This window comes from Streptomyces sp. NBC_01304 (assembly GCF_035975855.1).
Taxonomy (GTDB): Bacteria; Actinomycetota; Actinomycetes; order Streptomycetales; family Streptomycetaceae; genus Streptomyces.
The window spans coordinates 9,298,932-9,318,604 of sequence record NZ_CP109055.1 but is presented as its reverse complement, the minus strand read 5'-3'; the positions used below and the strand labels follow the sequence as shown (position 1 = coordinate 9,318,604).

Sequence of the window (19,673 nt, the reverse complement as noted above, 5' to 3'; positions counted from 1 at the left end):
GCTTCCGGTGGATGACGATCGGCAGCAGGCCGACGAGCCGCAGGGCAACCCGCGCTTGGACAAGCCGATCGACGCCGAAGTGATCGACGAGCCAGGACATGAGGACGCAGACGGTTCACGCGCCTGGCGCGAACGGCTCCGGGACCGCGCCCGCGGGTTCTTCGGCGCGAAGACCCAGGAGCGGATGGCCGACCGCGAGCACGTGCACCGGATCGACGTCGACCGGGCCGAGGACCAGACCGAGAGCCTGGACCAGCGCGAGCAGCTGCTCAAACTCCGGGCGGAGACGCGGCTGGCCGGCGAGAAGTACATGGCCTCGCTGCGGGACTCGAAGCTGCTGGTGCCCGGCTTCAACGACGAGGAGCGGACGCAGGAGCTCGGCGTCATGCACCACGTCTACATGCAGATGATGATGCAGTCGTGTCTCAAGCCGCTCTCGCGCGGCGTGAATGCCAACTCGATCATCCAGGCCGCCGGCATGGTGATGACGATGCGAATGCTCGCCCCGGACTTCAAGAAGGAGATGGACAGCCACCTCCAGCCGCTCAAAGACAAGATCCAGGAGCGTATCGGCACCAGGGCCCGCGGCATGATCGCTTCTGCTGAGAGCGGCATCACGCACCGTCAGCGGATCTTCAGGGACGTACCGAGCGACGCCCGGCGCGAGCGCCTCATCGGCAGCACCGACCCGCGTGACCACCTGACGGAGAAATGGCGCAAGCGCTTCGACGCCATGCAGCACCGTGAGCGCGGCCACCGGGAAATGTTCACTCCGGATTCGGCAGCCATGACCGAAGTCGCGCTCACGGAGAACGCCTTCTGGAAGATGCGTGAGCCGGGCGTGGACGCCGGCCTGATCCGCGAGAGCTACCGAGCGATGCGTAAGCGGCTGCACGAGCAGATGCGTGAAGACGGCCTCGAGCGCCAGGATGTCGTTCAGCGCGCGCGAATGATCATCGGCGAGCGGATGGAGTACGAGCCCGAGCTGCGCACGATGTTCAACGGCGTGGCCCACGGCCGGATCGTCAAGGCCCCTGCGCACGAGGAACGGATCGCTGGCTCGGACAGAGTCCGCACGGTCTGGAGCGGGGAGTTCGACGACCAGCTGGGCCAGCGACTGCCCGAGGACGGGATGTTCACGCTGCGCCGGCCCATGGCCGCCGACGCCCACCAGATCCAGCTCGCCGAGACCATGAAGACCTCAATGCTCGACGCGATGGGCCGCGGCGACCAAGAGGGCTACGAAGGCAACATGCTTGGCTACCTGGTGGGCTTCGCGGCACAGAAGCAGGGCCTGGACACCAGCGGGCTGCCCGACATGCTCCAGCACCGCTTGGACCAGTCCGAGGTGATGATCGCGAGCATGGGCATCGACGGCCTGCCGCCCGAAGAGCAGCAGCGGGTCTACTCCAACGCCTACCTCGACGCACTGGAGGCAGTGAACGAGAAGTACCCCGATCTCGAGGCCGAGCTGAAGCGGAGCCTCGGGGAGAACTGGCAGCAGACGCTGCAGACGGCCGTCGACGACCCGGGCGCCTTCTTCGAGGAGCAGCGGCTCAGGCCACAGTCACGCTCGGCAGGGCCATCGGCCGAGCAGGAGGCAGGCCCGCAGAACGAAAGCCCGGACGCTGAGGCCGGTACAGAGGAACACCAGCCCGCCTGAGGGCGATCCGAGAACACGAACAAGGCGCAGGAGGACGGGTCATGAGCCAGGAACAGGATGAAGGACAGCAGATCAGGATCGGCTCGCGTTTCGCGCGGATGTTCGGCTATGTCACGCCGGAGGACAGGAGCCGTTGGGAGCAGCTGCGCGCGCAGAACAAACCGCACGTCAGCGCGGTCAAGCAGGCCGGGCAGGCGGCGCTGGGCTCGATGATGGAGTTCGGGGAGCGCAACATCGGCGCGAAGCTCGATGCGGCCCACCGCGTAGCGGCGCAGCGGCAGTTCGAGGAGTCCCACGACAAGGTCGTGAACCAGCACCGCGATCCAAACACGCGGAACATCATCGAGTCGGTCGACTACGAACCCAAGGACGACCGGGAGGAGATCGAGCCGGATCTGGAACTCTGACTGAATGGTTCACGACAAGCGTGGCAAGTGGCACTCAATAAGCCTTCTACTCCTTCTGCACTCGCGACTGTCTTCGATAGACTGATTCCCGAACAAAGCCGAGGCATGATGGACGACAGGACAAGGTGTGGGTATGGAGACGACGACGAATCCGCGTGTCAGTAAGCGCGAGTTCATCTCTCGGGTCGCGGCTCGCAGCGGGTTGCCGGCCCGAGTGGTGAACAACGTGTACGAGTCGCTGCTCAGTGAACTCACGGGCGCGGTCAGCTGCGGGGAGACCGTCGTGCTCACGAGCTTCGGCCGCTTCTACCGACAGGACCACAAGGGCCACAAGGTCCGCTTCGGCAAGAGCGACATCGACGACTACGTGGTGCTGAAGTTCTCTGCGTCGAGCAGTGTCAACCGTCGGCTCGGCGGCAACGAGGACGAGATGTCACCGGAGACCTACGGGATGAACAAGGATGCCGACGAGTTCGAGAATGTCATTGAGGAACGTGAGCTACGGGCCGCATCGTAGGCACTTGTGCTGTGACACCGATCTATGACCGCGTGCCATCGAGCCCGGCACTCCGCCGCTGCCGCACACCCAAGGAGCCGAGTATCAGCGACTTGTCCGCCCGCGCCGACCACAGCAGTACCCCGGACCCCCTGCGCAACGTGCACCTGCGGCTGGTCGCGGAGGAGTCGATACCCGAGGAAGCGCGAGGGCAGTTCAGCTACCTGCAACCGCTGGCCACAGACCTCATGGCGGGCATCGCCCTTGACATGCCCGACACCGTCCGTGTCCTCGATGACCGCGACGTGGCCCTCGTTGAGTGGGACACTCTCGCGGCTGCCGCACGTGCCAACTTGCTCAGCGCTCCGGTCAACTACGACACCGTCGATCTCCCCGATGGCGCAGTCCTCCACATCCTCGGGCACCCGGAGTCGGTGTTCGCGGCCAGTAAGGTGCTCGTCTTCGACGAAGCGGTGAAGGCCGCCGACGGCCCCGAGATACCGGACGAGGGCGTGCTGCTAGTCGTCCCGAACCGGCACAACTTGGTGTTCTGCCCGCTCAACGACAGACACGTGGCCGAGGCCGTCAACGCCTTGGCGCAGTTCGGGCAGGGCGCCTACGAGGATGGCCCCGGACGCCTCTCCCCCCGGGTGTTCTGGTGGCGCACCGGCACCCTGACATCGATCACGCACTTCGACCAGGAGAGTCGGACGATGAGCATCGCGCCGCCCGACGAACTCATGACGATCATGCGCCGCCTCGCCGGTGCCGCTCGCTGAGGTGTGCCCGCACACGTCGGCCGAGCGTGGGACCTGGGTGTGGTCCGCCGCGCTCTGCGCCGACGGAGTTCTGCGGTATCCATCTATTCCAGGTCGTCCAAGTCTGCGCATGTTGTCCGTCAAGGTCGATGGCCAGCAGAAAAAGAGAACCTCCGTGATGCACACAGGCATCGCGGAGGTTCTCTCTATGGCGGATGGGACGAGCCCAGCGGTGAGACTCAGCCGTCGGCGATGGCGAAGATCAGCACGAGCACGATGCCCGGGATGATGACCACGCCGGCCCCGGCAAAGAGGTGCTCCACCCCAGTGGCGAATTGTTCCAGCCCATGAAGTCGTTCCACAGGCCGGCGACGGTGCTCGCGATCGAGGTGAAGAAGCCGGTGACCCATCCGACGATGACCGCCAGACAGACGCCGCCGATCAGACCGCGGGCGATGACGGCGCGAGCGCTCTTGAACATGGCACCCCGTCCTACTTCCGCTCCTCGAAGAGTGAGTAGTACAGCCCGATGTGCGGGATGACGAGGGCAGCCAGCACAATCCACGCCCGGCGTGGGTCCTCGATCACCCAGCCGATGAAGTTCTTGACGGGCCCGACGTGGGCCAGTGCGGGAGCGAGTACTTCAGTGCGGAAGATGATGTGGTAGATGCCGTAGGCCATGCCAAGGGCCAACGCCAGTGCGATGCCGCGCCGTACGAAGAGGGCGGAACGAGAACTGATCCGCCGGCGGCGTCCCGTGGCTGCGCTGGACTGGGGTTCGGCATCAGGAGCAATCGCCTGAGTCTCTGGCTCATAGTCACGCATCGCCGCCATCCTGCAGTTATTGACTCGCCATTACCATCATTCCATGAGTAGGCAATCAATCATGAACGAGATCGCGTTCGACAGGTCAGTCAGGCTGGAGGTCGGGCTCGCTCGATGAAGGGGCGTCGAAGCCAGCAGTTGTGCGCTGCCGGGCCCGCGAAGGATCCGCGATCGGTTCGCGCTGAGCGCGCAGCTCGGCGAGGGTGAGTCCCGTGGGCCGGCCGAGGCGCTGCCCGGCGATTCGGTACACGTTGCTGTTTTGCCGAGCGCCGATAGCAACGATCTCGCGGCGGGTGATCCCGTCGGGACGGCTTGGCCGGATGTCCCGGGAGACGATCCGCAGCGGCGGCTTCTCATAGGGATCGGCTCCGACGTAGGTCGTGTCGCAGTCGGACAGGTCCGCGAAGTGGGGGTTGTGGTCGAGCGGCTTCGTAGGATGGCGACGCCCGTTCAGGCGATGCAGCATCACGATGGTCGCTTCGAGCAGCGCCTCCTCCCTTCCGTGCGGCTTCTTCAGGGCTCGCTGGTTGAGCTGCTGAAGGTCGGCGCGAGCTCCGGGACTGAGATGGACCTTGATCCGGAGGCTATTCGCCATCATCGAGCGCCTTGCGGATCAACACCTGCGCCGGCCCTCCGAGTTCGTCGCCGAGCTCGTCCAAGGTCATGCCTGGTTCACCGGAGGCGTCGGATTCCTGGATGCGGCGCCGCAGCTCGCCCTGGAATGCGCTCTCTTCGCGGATCGTGCCTGCATGGTCGTGCTTCAGCAGACGCACGAACGCCGCGAAGGGGACGATCGCGGCTTCGGGCTTGCTGTTGTCGCCGAAGAACAGCGGCTCGATCTGGCCGCGGCGAAAGAGGCTCAGCAGCGCACCGAGGTCCTCGTGCGTGATCTGATCGGTCGGGACGACATTGACGGAGAACTTCGGGAGCTCGGCATCGGGAGCGCCGTTGCGGTGACTGTTGTCATTGTTAGTCATAGATCCAGTCTAATCATTAGCGAATGACTTGTCATTGCCTCATATACGACGGTGCTCACCGAGTCGATAGAGGAGCTGAATGGAGGTTCGTACCGACCGTGAGAGACGGAACCGACGAGGAAAAGAAGGGGCCCGTGCCTCCGTTCCGCAGGGTGCGGAGCCAAGAGGCACGGGCCCGGATTGCTGGATGCGGCACAGAGGGCCCCGTCGTCGACCTGCCGGCCGACGGTGCCGCTACCCGGCGGAGGCTGAGCAGGGTCCCGGAGATGAACGGAACGCAGACGGCACCGAGCGCGAGGCCGGTGATCGCGGCTCGTTGAGGGCGAGTCGGTCCGCGGCCTCAACGGCGGCGCGCCGCGTGGCGGTTGCGGTCTGCCGATGCCCGTAGGCGGCGCCGGCGTTGCGGGTTGGGACAGCATCCGCCCCGGGTCCCGCGTTCGCATTCACCGCGGCATTCGAGCGGCCGGCGGTACGCATGGTGCGGATGCGTAGGCTGATGTCTGGCTATTTGCGCGGGGTAGCGGGCTCGGCTCTCCGGGCGGACGGGGCTCATGCGCCAGGTCCGAACAGGGTGCGGAACAGGCGGTCGCCGGCCTGTCTCATCGGCCGGTCGAGGAGGCACGGTCCGGCGACGCACAGCGGCACCGTGCACGCGGACGTCACCGGTCCCTCGGGATCGCGGCCGTGGTGAAGACGGAACGCGATCCGGTAGGCCGAGACGGTCGTCCCCTTCCAGGGGAGCACCGGGCTGCCGTGGGCAGGCCCGGTCCACAGGACGTGCCCGCCGTCGGTGAGCTGGAGCCGCTGCTGGAACGCCTCCTCCGCCGTGACGGCCGGCGCGATCTTCGTGCGGTCGTCGATGGCGGGGTTCTTGTCGAGGTACTTGCAACGGGCGCAGTATGCGGTGCCGTCCGGCTCGAACCGTCCGTGCTCGGCCCGCTCATGCCCGTACTTGCACCGGCCGGTGAGCGGGCCGGGGTGCAGCTTGGCGCGCGCTTCACGGCGGCCGGCTTCGTCGTCGTCATGTGCCGGCTCAACGCAGTGCTTGAGTCCGCATTCGGATTTGACCTGTCCGACCGGATCACGTCCGGTCCGGATCCGGAACGCGATTCCGGACGGCCTGTGACTCGTGGTGCCGATTCGCATGACGGGAGTGCCGCCCCGGCTGGCGCGCGGTCCGGTCCATTCGCGGTGGCCGCCCTCGACGGGCCGCGCGTACAACTGCCACTTCTCTTCGGCGGTGGGGTACTGCGGGACGTGGACGGGGATGCCGGACTCGTCGCGGATCCGCCGGATCCGGCCGCGGTCCGCTCGGAGTTCTGCGGCGATGGCGTTGACGGACTTGCCCTTTTGGAGGGCGGTGATGATCTGTTCGCGGGTGGCGTTCTGGTACACGGTATCCCTCCAGAGTTGTGTCCGGTGGGCGCAGGGAGGCCGGTGAGGGCTGTGACGACGGCGGCGTACACGATGACGTCCATTACGGCCGCTCACCGCCTGTAGCTCCGGCGGACCGTGCGGTCCTCGGTGCGGTGCTCGCACCGGTCGCCGTGGCGTGCCCCTCCTTGTCGAGGCTGGTGCTTCAGTCGGCTCTGCGGTGGAGAGCCGGGGAACTCGCACGCGACGGAGACCAGGCTCGCTATGTGCTGTGTTCCGTGCGGGGAGGCGAGGCAGGCCAGGCCCTTCGGACTGCACTCTCGTCGCCGTACTTGGGCCATGCCCGGGTCCAGTCGACGACGGGAGCGTGGACGAGCTGTCCGTCCTGGATGATCCAGTTGAAGCGGTCGGCCAGACTGTGCTTGCCGAACACGGCGAAATCGGCGTCGAACAGCTCATCGGGCACGGTGGGTTCAGGCATCGGTGGGCTCCTCTCGGCTGGTAGTGGGCCCCGGCAGCGCCGGGGCATCGAATGACGCGACTTCGATGGAGGACTCGGCACCCGTCAGCCGGACGACCTCCAGGACGTGGGCCTCGATGTCGGCGCGGGCCTGGGCGACGACCTGCTCGCCGGCTTTCACGAGCGAGTCGACGGTGAACTGGGCGTTGCCGCCCGCACCGGCGACGGCGTGCTCCAGTGCGTTGAGTGCCTCCTTGGTGGCCCTCACGCCCTTCTTCTCGTGGATTGCCTCGTGCAGTGCCGCCGTGGCGGCCTTGACATGGGCGTACATTCGGTCGGTGACCTCGCGGACCTCCCGCAGGTTCTCGGCGGTGCGGGGCTGATGCGGGATCTCGGGCACGAAGGTGTCGCGCTCGGTATGCCGGATGGTCACCGGCACGCCGCTGCCGAGACCCATGGAGGACACAAGCGAGCCCCACTGCGCGAGGCTCATCTCGATCTCCACGAGCTCCTGGCCTGGATGGACCCAGTCGTGGTTGAGGTCGCGTTTGCGCGTGGCCTGGCGGACGGACAGCGAGATGGTCTCGTTGTGGAGCAGGTCGGACTGGAACAGCGACCGGCCTGAACCACTTCTTCGCGTCACGACCGCGACGCCGAAGGCGGGGTGGATCTCACCACCGTGCTCCGCGTCGATCGCTGGGTCCTGGGTTGGACGGCGGCTCATGCTGGCACCGCCTCAGGGGCCTCAGCCTGCCAGGCCTGGCGCTCGCGGTAGAGCCGCACGGCCAGGTCGACGCCATAGCAGGTGAGCAGGAACTGGAAGTCGTAGCCGCGCAGGTCCCACTCCGCGGTGTCCTCGCCGAAGATCTCGCTCTGGTCTTGGAGCCGCTTGTGTGCCTCGGACTCGCTGTCGGCATCCGACTTCGCATCAGCGAGGATCTCAGCGGCGCGTTCGGCTGGGGACTTCCGCTCGATGGCGATATCGGCAAGTTCGTTCCAGTCGTGCTCCTTGGTGAGCCGATCAAACTTCCCGCCCGAAAGGTCGTCGGCGCTCCAGAGGCGGTCTATGGCAGCCGCGGCGGCGTCGCGGCACTGACGCGCGAGCGTCGTGTCGGTGCTCGGGTCGAAGTGCGTCGTTCTGGCCTCGGCCATCCAGTGTGTCCTCAGGAGCTCCAGCTGCGCTGCCTCGTCGAGCCGACGCAGGTTATGGAGCTGCTTTAGCAGCGTGAGTTGTCGCTCGTGGAATGTCTGCGCCTCGTCGCCGAGCTCCTCGTGCTCCGCCAGGTGCTCACACACCAGCTGCAGGAATACGTCAGCGTCGTACCTATTCACCTCGCGCGAACGGCCGCCGCAGAACTTCTGGGCCCAGTAGCGCACGTCGATGCTCGGCGCGCCGCCGGAATAGTGGTCGCGGTTCCGCTTGGAGATGTCGAAGAAGTCGATCATGTCTTCGAGGCGGGTGAACATGTAGCCGTCGGCGATGTCGCCAGAGGTGGTCAGGTGCCCCGGCCAGGTGGTGATGTCCCAGGACCACATGCGCGTGCCGGGCTTCTGGATCCGCAGATGGCGATAGAGATCGTCATCGTGGAGCATCATGAGCTGGTGCTCGGCGGTTTCGCGCAGGAACGCCGCATAGGCATGGGCGTAGGGGTTGGTCGGCTTGGTCATGATGAGTGTGCTGCGTTTTCTCTGACGTGTGGCGGGATGGTGGATGGCGGTACGTACGTCGGTCAGCAGCGCGCGGCGCGCAGCCAGGGGCATGGTCATGTCGAACCCTTCAAGGAAGTGGTGGGGCCGGGGCGGTGCGCCCCGGCCGAGAGGGTGGTCAAATACGGCGCAGCTCGGCGATCAGGGCCGCGTGCCGGTCCGGGTCGCGCGGTGACAGCGGGAAGGCGTGGCGCTCGCTGCGCTGGCCGGTGACGGGGTCGATCCGCACGGCGACGACCATGCCCACCGGTGCGCCGTCCAGCGGGCGGGGCTCGGTCACCTCGAACCGGTAGACCGCGCTTCCGATGAAGCGGGACCAGCCGCGTGGGGAGTTCGGCACCGGCTGCCGTCCACCGATGGGGAACAGCCCGAAGTCGACTGCGGCCAGCGTCAGGGCGTTGCGGGTGACGTACAGGGCGCGGTAGGCGACCGCCCGGCCTACAGCCGCGTCGAAGGCGTACTTCGCTGTGTACGGCAGCAGCAAGCGCAGCTCCCCGCCCCGCTTACGGTGGCGCCGCAGCGCCCGCAGGAACTCCTCCAGCAGCGTCACCCCGGCCTGGTAGGCGGCCATCCACGCCATCCGGTCGATGTCGCCCGGCATGGTGCTCTCGTGGCGGGTAATGCACCGGCCGACCATGTTGAGCAGCGCGGCGACGGCGGGATCGTCACCCGGGGGCATCTCGGTGCGTTCCACCCCCATGGCGTCCCACTCGTTCTCGAAGTCGTCGAGCACGCTGAACTCTTCACAGTCCACCGCGGCGCAGAGAGCACTGTCGGCGGCGTTCAGGGCATTGGCGCTCTGCTCCCCCAGCGCACCCATCGGGAAGTCGCACAGGGCCCGGGACAGATACAGCAACCCCTGATTGCTCATCCTCAACTCGACACCTCGAACCCGGCGTTGGGCAGCGGTGATCAGCGATCGCAGTTCGGTTCGGGTAGCAGTGGTCATGGCGGAACGTCCCTCCAGAAAGGCGGCAGATCGAACGGGGGCACGGTGCGCCCTGCGCACGGTCGTCACGAAGGCGGCCGAGGGCAGGGAGCAGCGGGCCGGCGCGGCCCCCGGGGCAGGCCTCACCCCGAGGGCCGGGCGGCGCATTACGCCTGGTTGCAGTCCGGGCAGATACCGGCGGGCTGCTCCTCGTGCTCGATGCACATGGACTGCCAGGTGTAGAACGGCTCGTCGGCCGGGGCGCCGTCCTCCTCGTTGATGCGGGCGCACTCGTTGGCGGCCGCGACCGCGCAGTTGTACGCGTCCACACACCCCTCGTCGCTGAACACCTCGACCTGTTGCGGGGAGGCGGCGAGCACGTCGGCATGACGAAGCCGGGGCCTCCGTGGAACGGAGACCCCGGCTTGTCGTACGGGGCTCAGCTGACCGGCACGCTCCACAAAGACTGTGTCATGGTCGTTGTGGTCCTAGTCCTTCAGTCGACGCGGGCGAGCCCGGCCCGGGCACTAGGCCGTTTCTGATGGCTCTTGGACGGTGTCGTGTAGCCAGATGGCGATGGCGGCGACGGTCAGGGTGCCGTTGAAGATGTAGTCGCGTTTGTCGTACCTGCTGGCGACCGCACGGAACTGCTTCCACTTGCTCACGCATCGCTCGACGGCGCTGCGGTGGCGGTACTGGTCCTTGTCGAAGGCTGGGGGACGGCCGCCCGCCCGGCCTTGCCGGCGGCGACGCTCGCGCTGGTCACGGGGCTGGGCGATGGTCGCCTTGATGTGCCGACGCCGCAGGTAGGCGCGGGTGTCGCGGCTGGAGTACGCCTTGTCACCGCGCAGGCGGTCTGGGCGGATGCGGGGGCGGCCCGGCCCGCTCCGCCTGATGCGCAGGCTCTCCAGCACGGGGACGAGCATGGGGTTGTCGCCCCGCTGGCCGGGCGAGGTCTGCCAGACCAGCGGGCGGGCCCGGTCGTCGGCCAGCAGATGGACCTTGCAGGTCAGTCCGCCCCGCGAGCGCCCCAACGCCTCACGCCCATCTGCCTCCACACGCGCTCCGCCCCCTTTTGCGGGAAGTCACGCGGCGGCTGATGCCGGGCCCCCGCCGCATGCTGATGCGCCCGGCACGAGGTGGAGTCGATGTTCACCGCCCACTCAGCGCCCTTCTGCGCGGAGCGGGCCAGCGCCCCATCCGGGTCGGACGCATCGGCCTCGATCTGCAGCTCGGCCAGGATCCGCTGCCAGGTTCCGTCCGCCGACCAGCGGCGATGCCGCTCATACACGGTCTGCCAGGGCCCGTATCGCTCGGGCAGATCGGGCCACGGCACCCCAGTGCGGGCCCGGTACAGCACTCCGTTGACCACCCTGCGGTGATTCGCCCACTGCCCACCAGGGCTGCCGTTCACCGGCAGCAACGGCTCAACCACTCGCCACTGCGCATCAGTCAATTCATGGCGTCGCACCATACGACACGCATGCCCAGCCCCAACGCTGATCCACCCACCCAGCAAGAGCCATCAGAAACGACCTAGGGGGCTTGTCAAGATCCTGGGTGCGTCACGCGGTGGCGCGATGGAGACAGCGGGCCAACTGCAGGACCTTCTTGGCACAGTCACAGCGGTCGAAGGACACGCGGCGAGCACCGGCCAATGTGCGGCCAGTACTTCGGCGACGTCCTGGCGTCGCCAGGAGCCGGCACAGAGCAGAAGGTGTGATGGTCACCATGGCGAATCCCCAGAAGAGACAGGCTTGTTCGGGCGATTCGGCATCAACTCTGCGGGCCGGTGCCCGGATTGTCGTCGGGAGGCTCCAGAACATCCGCCGCCGTGATGTCGCCCCGGATCAGCAGGAGGGTGACAGCGTGGGCCCGGTCATGCGTGCCGGTCTTCTTGTAGATGCGTTGCAGGTGGGTCTTGATCGTGTCCTCGGAGAGGCACAGGTCCGCGCCGATCTTCGCGTTGGACATGCCGCGCGCCGCGCGGACGATGACCTGTTTCTCGCGGCCGGTGAGCGGATGTGTCAGCGAGGGTGGGAGCATCCCCTGGTCGCGCAGGCATCCGAGCCTGCCCCGGTGGAAGGCCGCCTCCAGGTGGGGCATAACGGCCTTCAGGTAGGTGGCGGTGACGTTGCGCGGCGACAGCCAGGCCGCCCGCGTCTTCTCTGTGGCGTCGGCCAGTTCGTGGGTCAGTTCCTCGCACCAGGTCGGGGGGCACGTCTGGGCGGATTGGGCTGAAGGCATGTCAGCGCTCCTTGCGCTTACGGATCTTCGAGAAATGGTGGTCGCGCGTGAGCATCAGGTCGGCCTGGGCCCGACCCGCCTCGGGGCAGCGGATTGACCGCGCCGGACGCATGCGGCGGCGTTCAAGGGGTGGCGCCGTCCAGGCGGTGGACGCAGCGTTCGGGGACGACGGCGAATTCGCGGCGTCCGTCCAGGTCGAAGACACATGTGCAGCGGTTGGGCCACTGGGGGAGCGGCGGCATGAGCAGTAGGCCTTCGAAGTCGGCGTATCCGGGGGCTCCGATGATCTCGACTCGGGGGTATATGCGGTCGGTCATCGGGCGTTCTCCTGGCAGTTGTCGCAGTCGATTTCGTCGTTGAAGACGATCTGTTCGCCGGTTCCGGTGATCTCGTCTTCGGCTGTGTCGCCACAGTTGTCGCAGCGGTAGAAGGCTTGGGCATCAGTCAGTCGCATGGGCATTAGCTGGTCCACTTCGTGTGGGGGTCGAGGCGGTGGAACAGGGTGGTTGCCCAGAGGGTGAGAGTGGAGACTTCCTCTCGGGTGAGGTCGTCGTTCCAGCCGTCGAGGTTGTCGGTGCCGTTGCGGGCTATTTGGTCGCGGACCGTGGCGAGGGTTTGGGGGCCGGTGAGGTTCGGCAGCTGGCCGTCGAGGTAGTCGATGCCGGACCAGGCAAGCCACTGGATCAGTTGGCCGGGGGTCAGGTGGTGGCTGATGCGGATTTCGGTACGCACGGCGCCGTCGGGCTGACGGCGAAAGGGGAGACGCACGGGCGGCACTCCTGGTCGATGGTGTTGGCCGGGCCCCGGCAAGCCGCCAGCTCGAGAATCCGGGGCCCGGAGTGTGATGGTGTCGCCCGCCACTGAAAGTGGGCGGCGTATTCCATGTCGGCGGTGATCTGGGCGCGGGCTTCGGCGTGCGTGTACATCGGTGTCCTTATCGGACCAGATACCGATCAAGGCATGCGTGACGCCGTCCCGGACGGAGCGATGTGCGTCGGGTGGTCAGTACTTCTTGCGCCGGCGCGCGAGACGCCATCGGCAGAGGGGGCTCGGCACGCGATTGGATTTCCGTCGGTTGTGCCGGCGGCAGAGCAACTGGCCGTTCCACAGTTCAGTCGGCCCGCCACGGCTCCAGGGGTGTACGTGGTCCGCTTCGGAGCCGGGTGCCAGGCACCGGAACCAGAGGGGCGGCTTGTGCTCGCACCGGCCGTTCGCCTGGCGGATGAGCTGCTGCTTCTGGGACCAGCTGTAAACCCGGATGGGGTCCCGCCAGCGCCGTTTACGGCTGACGCCGATGGCGAGGCACAGGATGCCGAGCGCAGCGACGGCCAGGCAGGCGAGCAGCACAGTCGGATCTGGCTCCATGGCACTCAGGGCAGGTCGTTGCCGATGGAGATCAGCTCAGGCCCGGTCGGCCAGCACGGGGCCTCGGAGTCGATGACCGTGACGAGACGGGCCTTGCCGAGGCGAGAGTTGACCCCGCAGTCTGCTGCGCCGGGACCGAGATAAGAGACGATGCGGTACTTGGTCATGGTCGAAGCCTGCTTTCTGCGCAGGAACGCGTGAGCCGGACAGTGCACCGCCGAGGGGACCGGAGCGGCTCCCCGGCGGTTCGGATGGGTGTTTCCTCAGAAGTCGATGGAGTACTTCGGGGAACGGCGCAGGATCGCCGTGGCAGCACGGAGGTCCCTCTCGTCGCCGGGCGACCTGTCGTCCTCATCACGGAGGTCGGTGAGCGTGAAGGCACCATCCGGGAGCTGGTAGCCGTCCTCGGACGGGACGGCGTCGCGCATGCGGAACTGCAGCCCGGTGTCGGTGTCCCAGTCGTTGATGGTCTGCAGACTGTCGCTGTTGAACAGATCGACACGGCCATCGAAGACATCGGTGTCGCCGTTCTTCCAGGTGATGTGGGCCTCGATCCGCGAGCTGTCGTCCTCGCTGCGCTTGATGTTCAGGTCACCGATCACCTCAGCGAACGACTCGCCCAGGCGCAGCTCGAAGGCGATCGCCCGCAGGTGGTCGAAGTTGATGTCGTACTTCCGGGAGAAGTCGACGATCTCGGCCACCTGCTTCTCGGCTACTCCGGGCACCTGGTCGCGCAGGTAGGTGGCCACCGTCTCGGGCTCGGGGTAGGCAAAGCGCATGTGGTAGTGGAAGCGGCCTGGGCGGTTGAGCATGTAGTCGTTGACGTGGCGCAGTTCGTTGACCGACAGGACGTAGAGGCGCTTCGTCGTGCTCAGCCCGTCGAACAGACTCAGGAACTGATTCTGCGACCCGTCGTCCTCGTCGTTGGAGAAGATCTTCTCGAACTCGTCGAAGACGACGGCGACTTCGCCCAGTTCGTCCAGGAAGGCGGCCAGTCCCGGCGTGTTGTGCTGCACGAGCACAGTGGGCAGGTGGTGTTCCTCGCGCATCCGCTCGGCGAGCAGGCGGAGCATGAGGCTCTTGCCCATGCCCTTGTCGCCGGAGAGGATGACGCCGAGCGAACGGTCCATGGCGCAGTAGCCGGTGACGATCCGCTGTACGCGGGAGGCGTGGCTGCCGTAGACGGTCTCTTCGGTGGATGCCAGCGACTCCGTCTGGCGCAGGCTGTAGCCGGTCATCTGAGAGAAGGCGATCGTGTAGGTAGCCACGGGAAGATCAGCGAAAGTCTGCACGGAGTCCCCGTAGAGGCGGAACTCTCCGCCGGAGGCAACGATCGTGGTTGCGGGCATGAAGGCTCCTCGCTTTCGCGGGAGTTGAGTGGGTGAAGAAGGCGGCGGGGCGGCGGAGCAGCGACACTCAGCGGATCGGAAACCCGATGTTGCCCTGGGCTAATGAGGGGGTGCTCCGGGGAGTTGGGCGGCTCGGCGATGCGGCCCTGGCGGGCGCCGAGTGAGACGTCGACGAAGGTCTGGGAGCGACGGAAGAGACGGCTTCGCGTGAGGATGTGCGTTCCGCTGGAGAAGCAGCCTCTTCGGCCCGGACCTTGGCGTCGTCGTCGAGGTGTGCCGACTCTTTTCGCTGGGCCCGTTGTGGGCGTGCGGGGCGATGCTTGGCTCAGTGGGTCAGAAGCTCGTCGAGGAAGCTGTCGATGTCGACGAATTCAAACTCCCGGCCTGCGGGGACGGCCTCGAAGGTCTTGGCCAACCATGCCTCTACGGAAGCTGCCGGTCCTTCAAGGCGGGCGTATCCGTGGGTAGATTCCAGCTCGATGCTGAGGCAGCGGTCCTGGTGAGGGCCGATCGGAGTGATCTTCACGTCGCCGATACCGACGGGCTCAGAGAGGCCCTGGGCGAGCAGTTCCCGGGCGAACGTCCACTGGACCACATAGTCGGGCGTGACGTCGAAGGAGAAGTGCACCGCGTACGGGTCAGTGTTCTTGAAGTACAGCCGCACGGGGACGAATACACACGTGTCCGGGTCGACCACGAGCGTCATGCGGATCTTCAGTTCCATGCAGGGAAAGCCCATGGGCGGATTCCTGTTCTTCGGCGGAAAAGCTTGGTGGAAGCGGCGGCAACGCCCGGCGATACTCGAACATCACCGTCCCGCCGAGGCCGCTGTGCGTGTCGGACGACACTCAAGATGCCTATGTGGGCGGCGAGTTGCGGGCATGCTGTGTGCCGACAGATTCGGACACATGCCTGCAGGTTGGGAGCGTTCGTCGGCGGCGGCACTTTGCCGATGAGGAGGGCATGCGAAGGCCCTCCCGGAGATCTCTTGGCCGAGTCCGGGAGGGCCGTGACGCGCGCGGCCAGGCGCTGCTCGTCGGCGAGCACGATTTCGGGGATGCGCCCCGGCGCAGTGAAGAAGTGCTCGGCGAGCGTCTCGCCGGGGCCGTACTCGGTGATTACCGAGAAAAGCGTCTTGGGGGCCGTGCTCTTCTTCGTGGTGGCACTCGCATAGAGCTGGACGCCCCCAAGGAGGAACCAGCCGGGTACCTGGCCCAACTCGGCGTGGTAGCTGGTCCAGATCTCCCGGACGGGACGGCGGTCCAGGCTCTCGTCGAGCAGGACCACGTGCCCCGTCACCTCGATGCTGTTCCAGCGGGGCGCGGCAGCACCGTCCTGGAACCGCGTACGTGGGCGTCAAAGATTTTAGATTCCCGCGTTCTGCTTGGCGAACGCCAGTACGGCAGTGTCGTCGCCCTGGCTGCCGAGGCGGCCGGCCTTGTCGACCAGCGTGGCGGTCCAGCCGTCGATGAGGTTGCCCGCCGCGTCCCGGTTGATCTTTCCGCTGGCGATGATGTTGGCGGTTGCTCCGGCTCCGAGGGTCGGCATCAGCTCGTCGAGCAGTACGGCAGAGCCCTGGTTGCTGGCGTCGTAGACGTTGAGGGAGACGTTCTGAGCCTGGTCGAAGTTGGTTCCGAGCTTGTAGGCGAACACCGCCACTGCCCACTCGCTCACCCACGCGGGAAGGCTCGTCAGGTTGAGCGTGATCGTCTCGTCATCACCGTCGCCCTCGCCGGTCTGGTTGTCTCCGGAGTGGACCGCCGCGCCGTGCACTGGGTCCATGTTGTGGCCGATCACGATGCGCTTGGGCTCGCCGTCGCGGTAGAGGATCAGCGCCAAGTCGAGGTCAATGTCCTTCTGCCCACCGCCCAGGTTGATCTTGCCGCCGGTCTTGAGCGCGAGCTTGCGGGCGAAACCGGACTGCTTGGCGGTCTTTCGATCCCAAGCCGCGCCGAACACCAGCTTGGTCACGCCGTCGAGCGACGAGTCGACGCCCTTGCGGAAGTTGATGGTCATTGTTCGAACTCCTTCTTGAAAGTGGCCTTTTGCCGAACACGAAGGCCCCTGTTCTGATCATGACGATCTGGAACAGGGGCCTCGCTGCGTCTTTACTGCTCTTCCTCGCCGGGCGAGAATCCGTCCCTGCGGCATGGTGTGTGACGGCGGTTGGTCAGACGGCCGCGGTGACCGCGGAGCGGTCGTCGGCGCTGCCGGGAGCAGCGCTGTCGTTGTCATCCAGGAGGTCCGGATCGAGGCCGAGGGCGCGAGCGGCGTTCTTCTTGTCGCGCTCGGTCAGAGCCGTCACGATCTGCTCGTAACTGCTCTGGATCGGCGGGTTCCTCACGGTGCCGTAGCCGAGTACGTATTGGCTGTTCATGGCACGGGTGAAGGCGACGTAGAACATCCGCTTGACGTCTTGGGTCATCTTCGTGTCCTCCCTGTAGAGGACGACAGCGTTGTCGAATTCGAGACCCTTGGCGCCGTGGATCGTTGAAACGACCAGGTCGGCCTTGGACTCGAGGTTCTTCCGCTTACGTTCCTGGTTCTTCTGCTTGTTGATATTCAGCTTCTGCTGGTTCCGCTGAATCTCGAAGGAGAGCAGGTTGTCGCGCAGCCGGTCGAAGAACGCCTCACGTGTGAGCGTGCTCTGGTGGCAGAGCACGACCCAGCCGTTGATGGCCGTGCTGTTCTCGATCCACCACTCCGAGATCGTGCGCAGGATCGCCTTCTCGACGTTGGCGTTGGCAGCGTTCTTGGTCAGCTTGTCCATGTTGTCCTTGATCCCCTGGGAGACCACGAACGGGGCGCTGGCCGGTGGTGCCTGCAGGACGTCGTTCCAGAAGAGCTTGATGTACTTCGAGAAGATGTCCGTGGCGTAGACGCGATCGCTGACCAGAGAGGCGACCCGGCGATTCGGGTAGCGCTTTTCGAGTACGTCCTGGATCAAGGCCACCTCGCGGCGCGAGTAGGCCAGGAAGGCCACCTGCTCGCCTCGGTCCAGGCACTTGTCCACATAGTCGGGGATGACTGTGTTGCGTACGATCGCCTGCAGGTCCTGGGTGACGAACCCGGTGAGTCGGGCCACCTCTCGGTACTCCAGGGTGACCTTCTCCTGGAACGAGTCGGCCGTGGGCATGGCGAGCGAGTTCGCCTGCAGTTGGATGTTGGCGAACTGATTGGTCTCCAGTCCGCCAAGCACGACGTTCGCGAAATCCAGGATCTCCTGGTTGCTCCGGTAGTTCGTCGTGAGCTTGAAGGTCGCAAAGACCCCCGAGCCCTCCAGCGTATTGAGCGCGCGCGGGTTCGCCGAGCGGAACTCGTACAGCGTCTGCGAGGCGTCGCCGACGATGAACAGGGACTGAGCATGCTTGGTGATGTACTTCAGCACGTAGATGAACTCGAACACGCTATTGTCCTGCACCTCGTCGATGATGAGGTACTTCGACTGCACGTGGGCCGGCTCGGCCATGTCGTCGATCTTCTGGTAGCAGATGATGATCTGCAGCTCCAGCGACGTCTGCTCGATGCGGTCGAGCAGGGCGATCACCTCGTCGAAGTGGCCCTCAACGAAGGTGTTCAGCGCCGTGAACGCGCCGGTCCTGTTCTGGTCGACGTCCAGCAGGCGGTGGCGGAACATCGCCGCGAACTGGTTGTTCGGGTAGAAGATGTCGATCGAGTTGATGATCGTGTCAATTGCCGAGACCTTGTGCCTCGGGTGGTTCATCGAGTAGATGTCGATGATCATCTTGGCGATCGTCATCGAGCCGACAGCCGGATTCTTCTCCGTGATGTTGTCGGCGGCGGCGTTGGTGAACGAGAGCACCGTGATGTCCGAGGCGGGGACGCCGCAGGCTTCGAGGTACTTGATCCGTTCGAGGATCACCGTCGACTTGCCGGTGCCGGCTCCCGCCTGCGTCATCACCAGCGGCTCGTGCGTGGTGAGCGCGTCAAGCTGCTGCTTGGACAGGTGGGGCGGCAGATTCACCGGCGTGGCCGGGTGCGCAGGCACGATCAGCTGTGGCTTCATCTGCTCCAGATGGTCGAGCGTGTGGTTCATCAGCAGGCTGAGGTTCTGCTTCGACAGCTTCGCGGCTATCTGGCCCGCGAAGGTCGCCTCCACCTGCTTGTGGATCTGACGGTAGGCCTCCAGCGGGACGTTGTAGTTCTCCAGGTAGCGCAGCTGGACCGCGAGCATGTTCAGCTGCTTCTCCGTCGGGCTCGCGGGCATGTCCTGGATGTAGCGGCAGACCTCGTCGGCAATCGTCTCGGAGTCCCAGACCCGGGCCAGGCGCGTGATCCGCTCGTAGATCGAGTACTGGCGCATCCACTCGTCGAACTCATCGCCGAGGTTGGAGCCTGTCAGGCCGGTGGACGTGAGCACGTCCTGGACGTAGACACGGGCGTTCTCCAGCGGACTGGTGTCCCACTGCAGGAAGACGGCGGCGTTGCGGTTGCCGTAGCCCACCGAGCGCGAGACGGCAGTCGCGTACTCCTCCTCGGGCAGCCCCTTCTTGAAGAAGTACAGCTCCATCCGGTACTGGATGACGAGGTCGCGCGTGGACTTGCCGCCTGACTTGTCCTCGTACAAGACGAGAGCCTGCGGGGTCATGTCGAAGACGACATCCCAGTCGTCGAACTGGCTGGACGAAGTGTCCACAGCGAAGCGGTCGTCGGCGTGCGGGCCCGCCACGGTGAAGGACCCACCGGCGTTCAGGGCGCGGCGTGTGATCGGCGCGAGCGGGACCGGCGTCGTGGTGATGTCGTGCTGCGTCGAGCTCTGCTTGACCTCGATGTCAGTGGCCACGGCATAGGCGGTGTTGGTGGCAGTGTTGATCGGCAGCAGGGACTCGTTGAGCAGACCGATCTTCTTGCCGTTGCCGGTGAGCTTCGAGGAGAAGAACTTCGGGTCGACAGCCTTGTGGGCAACGGCAATGGCCGAGAGGTCGAGGTCATCAAGCAGAACAGGCATGTCGCTGCCCTTTCTTCAATGGGTCAGGATGCGGATTGAGAGAGAGCAAAATTCCTGTCGCCTAGCAATTGAGGCAAGGCACGGATAGCCGAATACCCGAAGGCGAACGAGAGGTGCAGCGGCAGGACTGGGGCATGGGCGCAGGTAC

General features: G+C 65.8%; 26 protein-coding genes. 4 read left to right on the top strand and 22 right to left on the bottom strand.

The genetic code is table 11. The features are described 5' to 3' along the window. Positions 1-7 precede the first annotated feature (7 nt). From OG430_RS41650 to OG430_RS41635, 4 genes are all read left to right on the top strand, one after another. Positions 8-1,663, top strand: a complete 1,656-nt coding sequence (locus OG430_RS41650) for a hypothetical protein (protein WP_327357871.1) — start codon at positions 8-10, stop codon at positions 1,661-1,663. Positions 1,664-1,704: 41 nt separating this feature from the next. Further along, complete coding sequence (locus OG430_RS41645; RefSeq protein WP_327357870.1) at positions 1,705-2,070, top strand: hypothetical protein; 366 nt, start codon at positions 1,705-1,707, stop codon at positions 2,068-2,070. 133 nt (positions 2,071-2,203) lie between these two features. Continuing rightward, the gene (locus OG430_RS41640) at positions 2,204-2,587 is read left to right on the top strand and encodes an HU family DNA-binding protein (RefSeq protein ID WP_327357869.1); all 384 of its coding nucleotides are present in this window, start codon (positions 2,204-2,206) and stop codon (positions 2,585-2,587) included. Between the two features lie 92 nt (positions 2,588-2,679). Then, positions 2,680-3,345 (top strand): hypothetical protein, encoded by a 666-nt coding sequence (locus tag OG430_RS41635; RefSeq protein WP_327357868.1) that lies wholly within the window; start codon positions 2,680-2,682, stop codon positions 3,343-3,345. Between the two features lie 241 nt (positions 3,346-3,586). Here the strand turns inward: OG430_RS41635 and OG430_RS41630 are convergent, their stop codons facing one another. The 22 genes from OG430_RS41630 to OG430_RS41525 form a co-directional block, all read right to left on the bottom strand. Beyond that, the gene (locus OG430_RS41630) at positions 3,587-3,805 is read right to left on the bottom strand and encodes a hypothetical protein (protein ID WP_327357867.1); all 219 of its coding nucleotides are present in this window, start codon (positions 3,803-3,805) and stop codon (positions 3,587-3,589) included. 11 nt (positions 3,806-3,816) lie between these two features. Next, positions 3,817-4,149, bottom strand: a complete 333-nt coding sequence (locus tag OG430_RS41625) for a hypothetical protein (RefSeq protein ID WP_327357866.1) — start codon at positions 4,147-4,149, stop codon at positions 3,817-3,819. An 85-nt stretch (positions 4,150-4,234) separates the two neighbouring features. Continuing rightward, complete coding sequence (locus OG430_RS41620; protein ID WP_327357865.1) at positions 4,235-4,744, bottom strand: hypothetical protein; 510 nt, start codon at positions 4,742-4,744, stop codon at positions 4,235-4,237. After that, positions 4,734-5,126 (bottom strand): hypothetical protein, encoded by a 393-nt coding sequence (locus tag OG430_RS41615; RefSeq protein ID WP_327357864.1) that lies wholly within the window; start codon positions 5,124-5,126, stop codon positions 4,734-4,736. The genes OG430_RS41620 and OG430_RS41615 overlap by 11 nt, the downstream gene beginning before the upstream one ends. Positions 5,127-5,675: 549 nt before the next feature. Then, positions 5,676-6,521 carry a hypothetical protein gene (locus OG430_RS41610; protein ID WP_327357863.1) on the bottom strand — a complete coding sequence of 282 codons (846 nt, stop codon included), beginning with the start codon at positions 6,519-6,521 and terminating at the stop codon, positions 5,676-5,678. 241 nt (positions 6,522-6,762) lie between these two features. After that, positions 6,763-6,981, bottom strand: a complete 219-nt coding sequence (locus OG430_RS41605; RefSeq protein WP_327357862.1) for a hypothetical protein — start codon at positions 6,979-6,981, stop codon at positions 6,763-6,765. Then, positions 6,974-7,684: a hypothetical protein gene (locus OG430_RS41600; protein ID WP_327357861.1), complete on the bottom strand. Its 711-nt coding sequence runs from the start codon at positions 7,682-7,684 to the stop codon at positions 6,974-6,976. Before OG430_RS41600 ends, OG430_RS41605 begins: the two co-directional genes overlap by 8 nt. Continuing rightward, positions 7,681-8,727 (bottom strand): hypothetical protein, encoded by a 1,047-nt coding sequence (locus OG430_RS41595; RefSeq protein ID WP_327357860.1) that lies wholly within the window; start codon positions 8,725-8,727, stop codon positions 7,681-7,683. The genes OG430_RS41600 and OG430_RS41595 overlap by 4 nt, the downstream gene beginning before the upstream one ends. A gap of 58 nt (positions 8,728-8,785) precedes the next feature. After that, positions 8,786-9,538, bottom strand: coding sequence for a hypothetical protein (locus tag OG430_RS41590; protein WP_327357859.1), 753 nt, complete (start codon positions 9,536-9,538; stop codon positions 8,786-8,788). A gap of 224 nt (positions 9,539-9,762) precedes the next feature. Next, a complete protein-coding gene (locus OG430_RS41585; RefSeq protein ID WP_327357858.1) occupies positions 9,763-9,975 on the bottom strand; it encodes a hypothetical protein in 213 nt (70 codons plus the stop codon). A 147-nt stretch (positions 9,976-10,122) separates the two neighbouring features. Then, a protein-coding gene (locus OG430_RS41580; RefSeq protein ID WP_442816646.1) for an IS5 family transposase occupies positions 10,123-11,069 on the bottom strand; the annotation gives its coding sequence in 2 pieces (ribosomal slippage) (positions 10,123-10,680 and positions 10,683-11,069; 945 coding nt in all). Positions 11,070-11,371: 302 nt separating this feature from the next. Then, a complete protein-coding gene (locus tag OG430_RS41575; RefSeq protein ID WP_327357857.1) occupies positions 11,372-11,842 on the bottom strand; it encodes a response regulator transcription factor in 471 nt (156 codons plus the stop codon). Between the two features lie 122 nt (positions 11,843-11,964). Further along, positions 11,965-12,159, bottom strand: coding sequence for a hypothetical protein (locus OG430_RS41570; RefSeq protein ID WP_327357856.1), 195 nt, complete (start codon positions 12,157-12,159; stop codon positions 11,965-11,967). Further along, the gene (locus OG430_RS41565) at positions 12,156-12,296 is read right to left on the bottom strand and encodes a hypothetical protein (RefSeq protein WP_327357855.1); all 141 of its coding nucleotides are present in this window, start codon (positions 12,294-12,296) and stop codon (positions 12,156-12,158) included. The genes OG430_RS41570 and OG430_RS41565 overlap by 4 nt, the downstream gene beginning before the upstream one ends. 5 nt (positions 12,297-12,301) lie before the next feature. Next, positions 12,302-12,610, bottom strand: coding sequence for a hypothetical protein (locus OG430_RS41560; protein WP_327357854.1), 309 nt, complete (start codon positions 12,608-12,610; stop codon positions 12,302-12,304). A gap of 234 nt (positions 12,611-12,844) precedes the next feature. After that, positions 12,845-13,207 carry an HNH endonuclease gene (locus tag OG430_RS41555; protein ID WP_327357853.1) on the bottom strand — a complete coding sequence of 121 codons (363 nt, stop codon included), beginning with the start codon at positions 13,205-13,207 and terminating at the stop codon, positions 12,845-12,847. 5 nt (positions 13,208-13,212) lie between these two features. Continuing rightward, positions 13,213-13,374 carry a hypothetical protein gene (locus OG430_RS41550; RefSeq protein WP_327357852.1) on the bottom strand — a complete coding sequence of 54 codons (162 nt, stop codon included), beginning with the start codon at positions 13,372-13,374 and terminating at the stop codon, positions 13,213-13,215. Between the two features lie 96 nt (positions 13,375-13,470). Further along, on the bottom strand, positions 13,471-14,556 hold the full coding sequence (locus OG430_RS41545) for an AAA family ATPase (protein ID WP_327357851.1): 1,086 nt from the start codon (positions 14,554-14,556) through the stop codon (positions 13,471-13,473). Between the two features lie 325 nt (positions 14,557-14,881). Next, positions 14,882-15,280, bottom strand: a complete 399-nt coding sequence (locus OG430_RS41540; RefSeq protein WP_327357850.1) for an SsgA family sporulation/cell division regulator — start codon at positions 15,278-15,280, stop codon at positions 14,882-14,884. After that, complete coding sequence (locus OG430_RS41535) at positions 15,271-15,843, bottom strand: hypothetical protein (RefSeq protein ID WP_327357849.1); 573 nt, start codon at positions 15,841-15,843, stop codon at positions 15,271-15,273. The genes OG430_RS41540 and OG430_RS41535 overlap by 10 nt, the downstream gene beginning before the upstream one ends. 78 nt (positions 15,844-15,921) lie before the next feature. After that, complete coding sequence (locus OG430_RS41530) at positions 15,922-16,572, bottom strand: TerD family protein (RefSeq protein ID WP_327357848.1); 651 nt, start codon at positions 16,570-16,572, stop codon at positions 15,922-15,924. A 154-nt stretch (positions 16,573-16,726) separates the two neighbouring features. Further along, positions 16,727-19,525 carry an ATP-dependent helicase gene (locus OG430_RS41525; RefSeq protein WP_327357847.1) on the bottom strand — a complete coding sequence of 933 codons (2,799 nt, stop codon included), beginning with the start codon at positions 19,523-19,525 and terminating at the stop codon, positions 16,727-16,729. Positions 19,526-19,673: the final 148 nt, after the last annotated feature.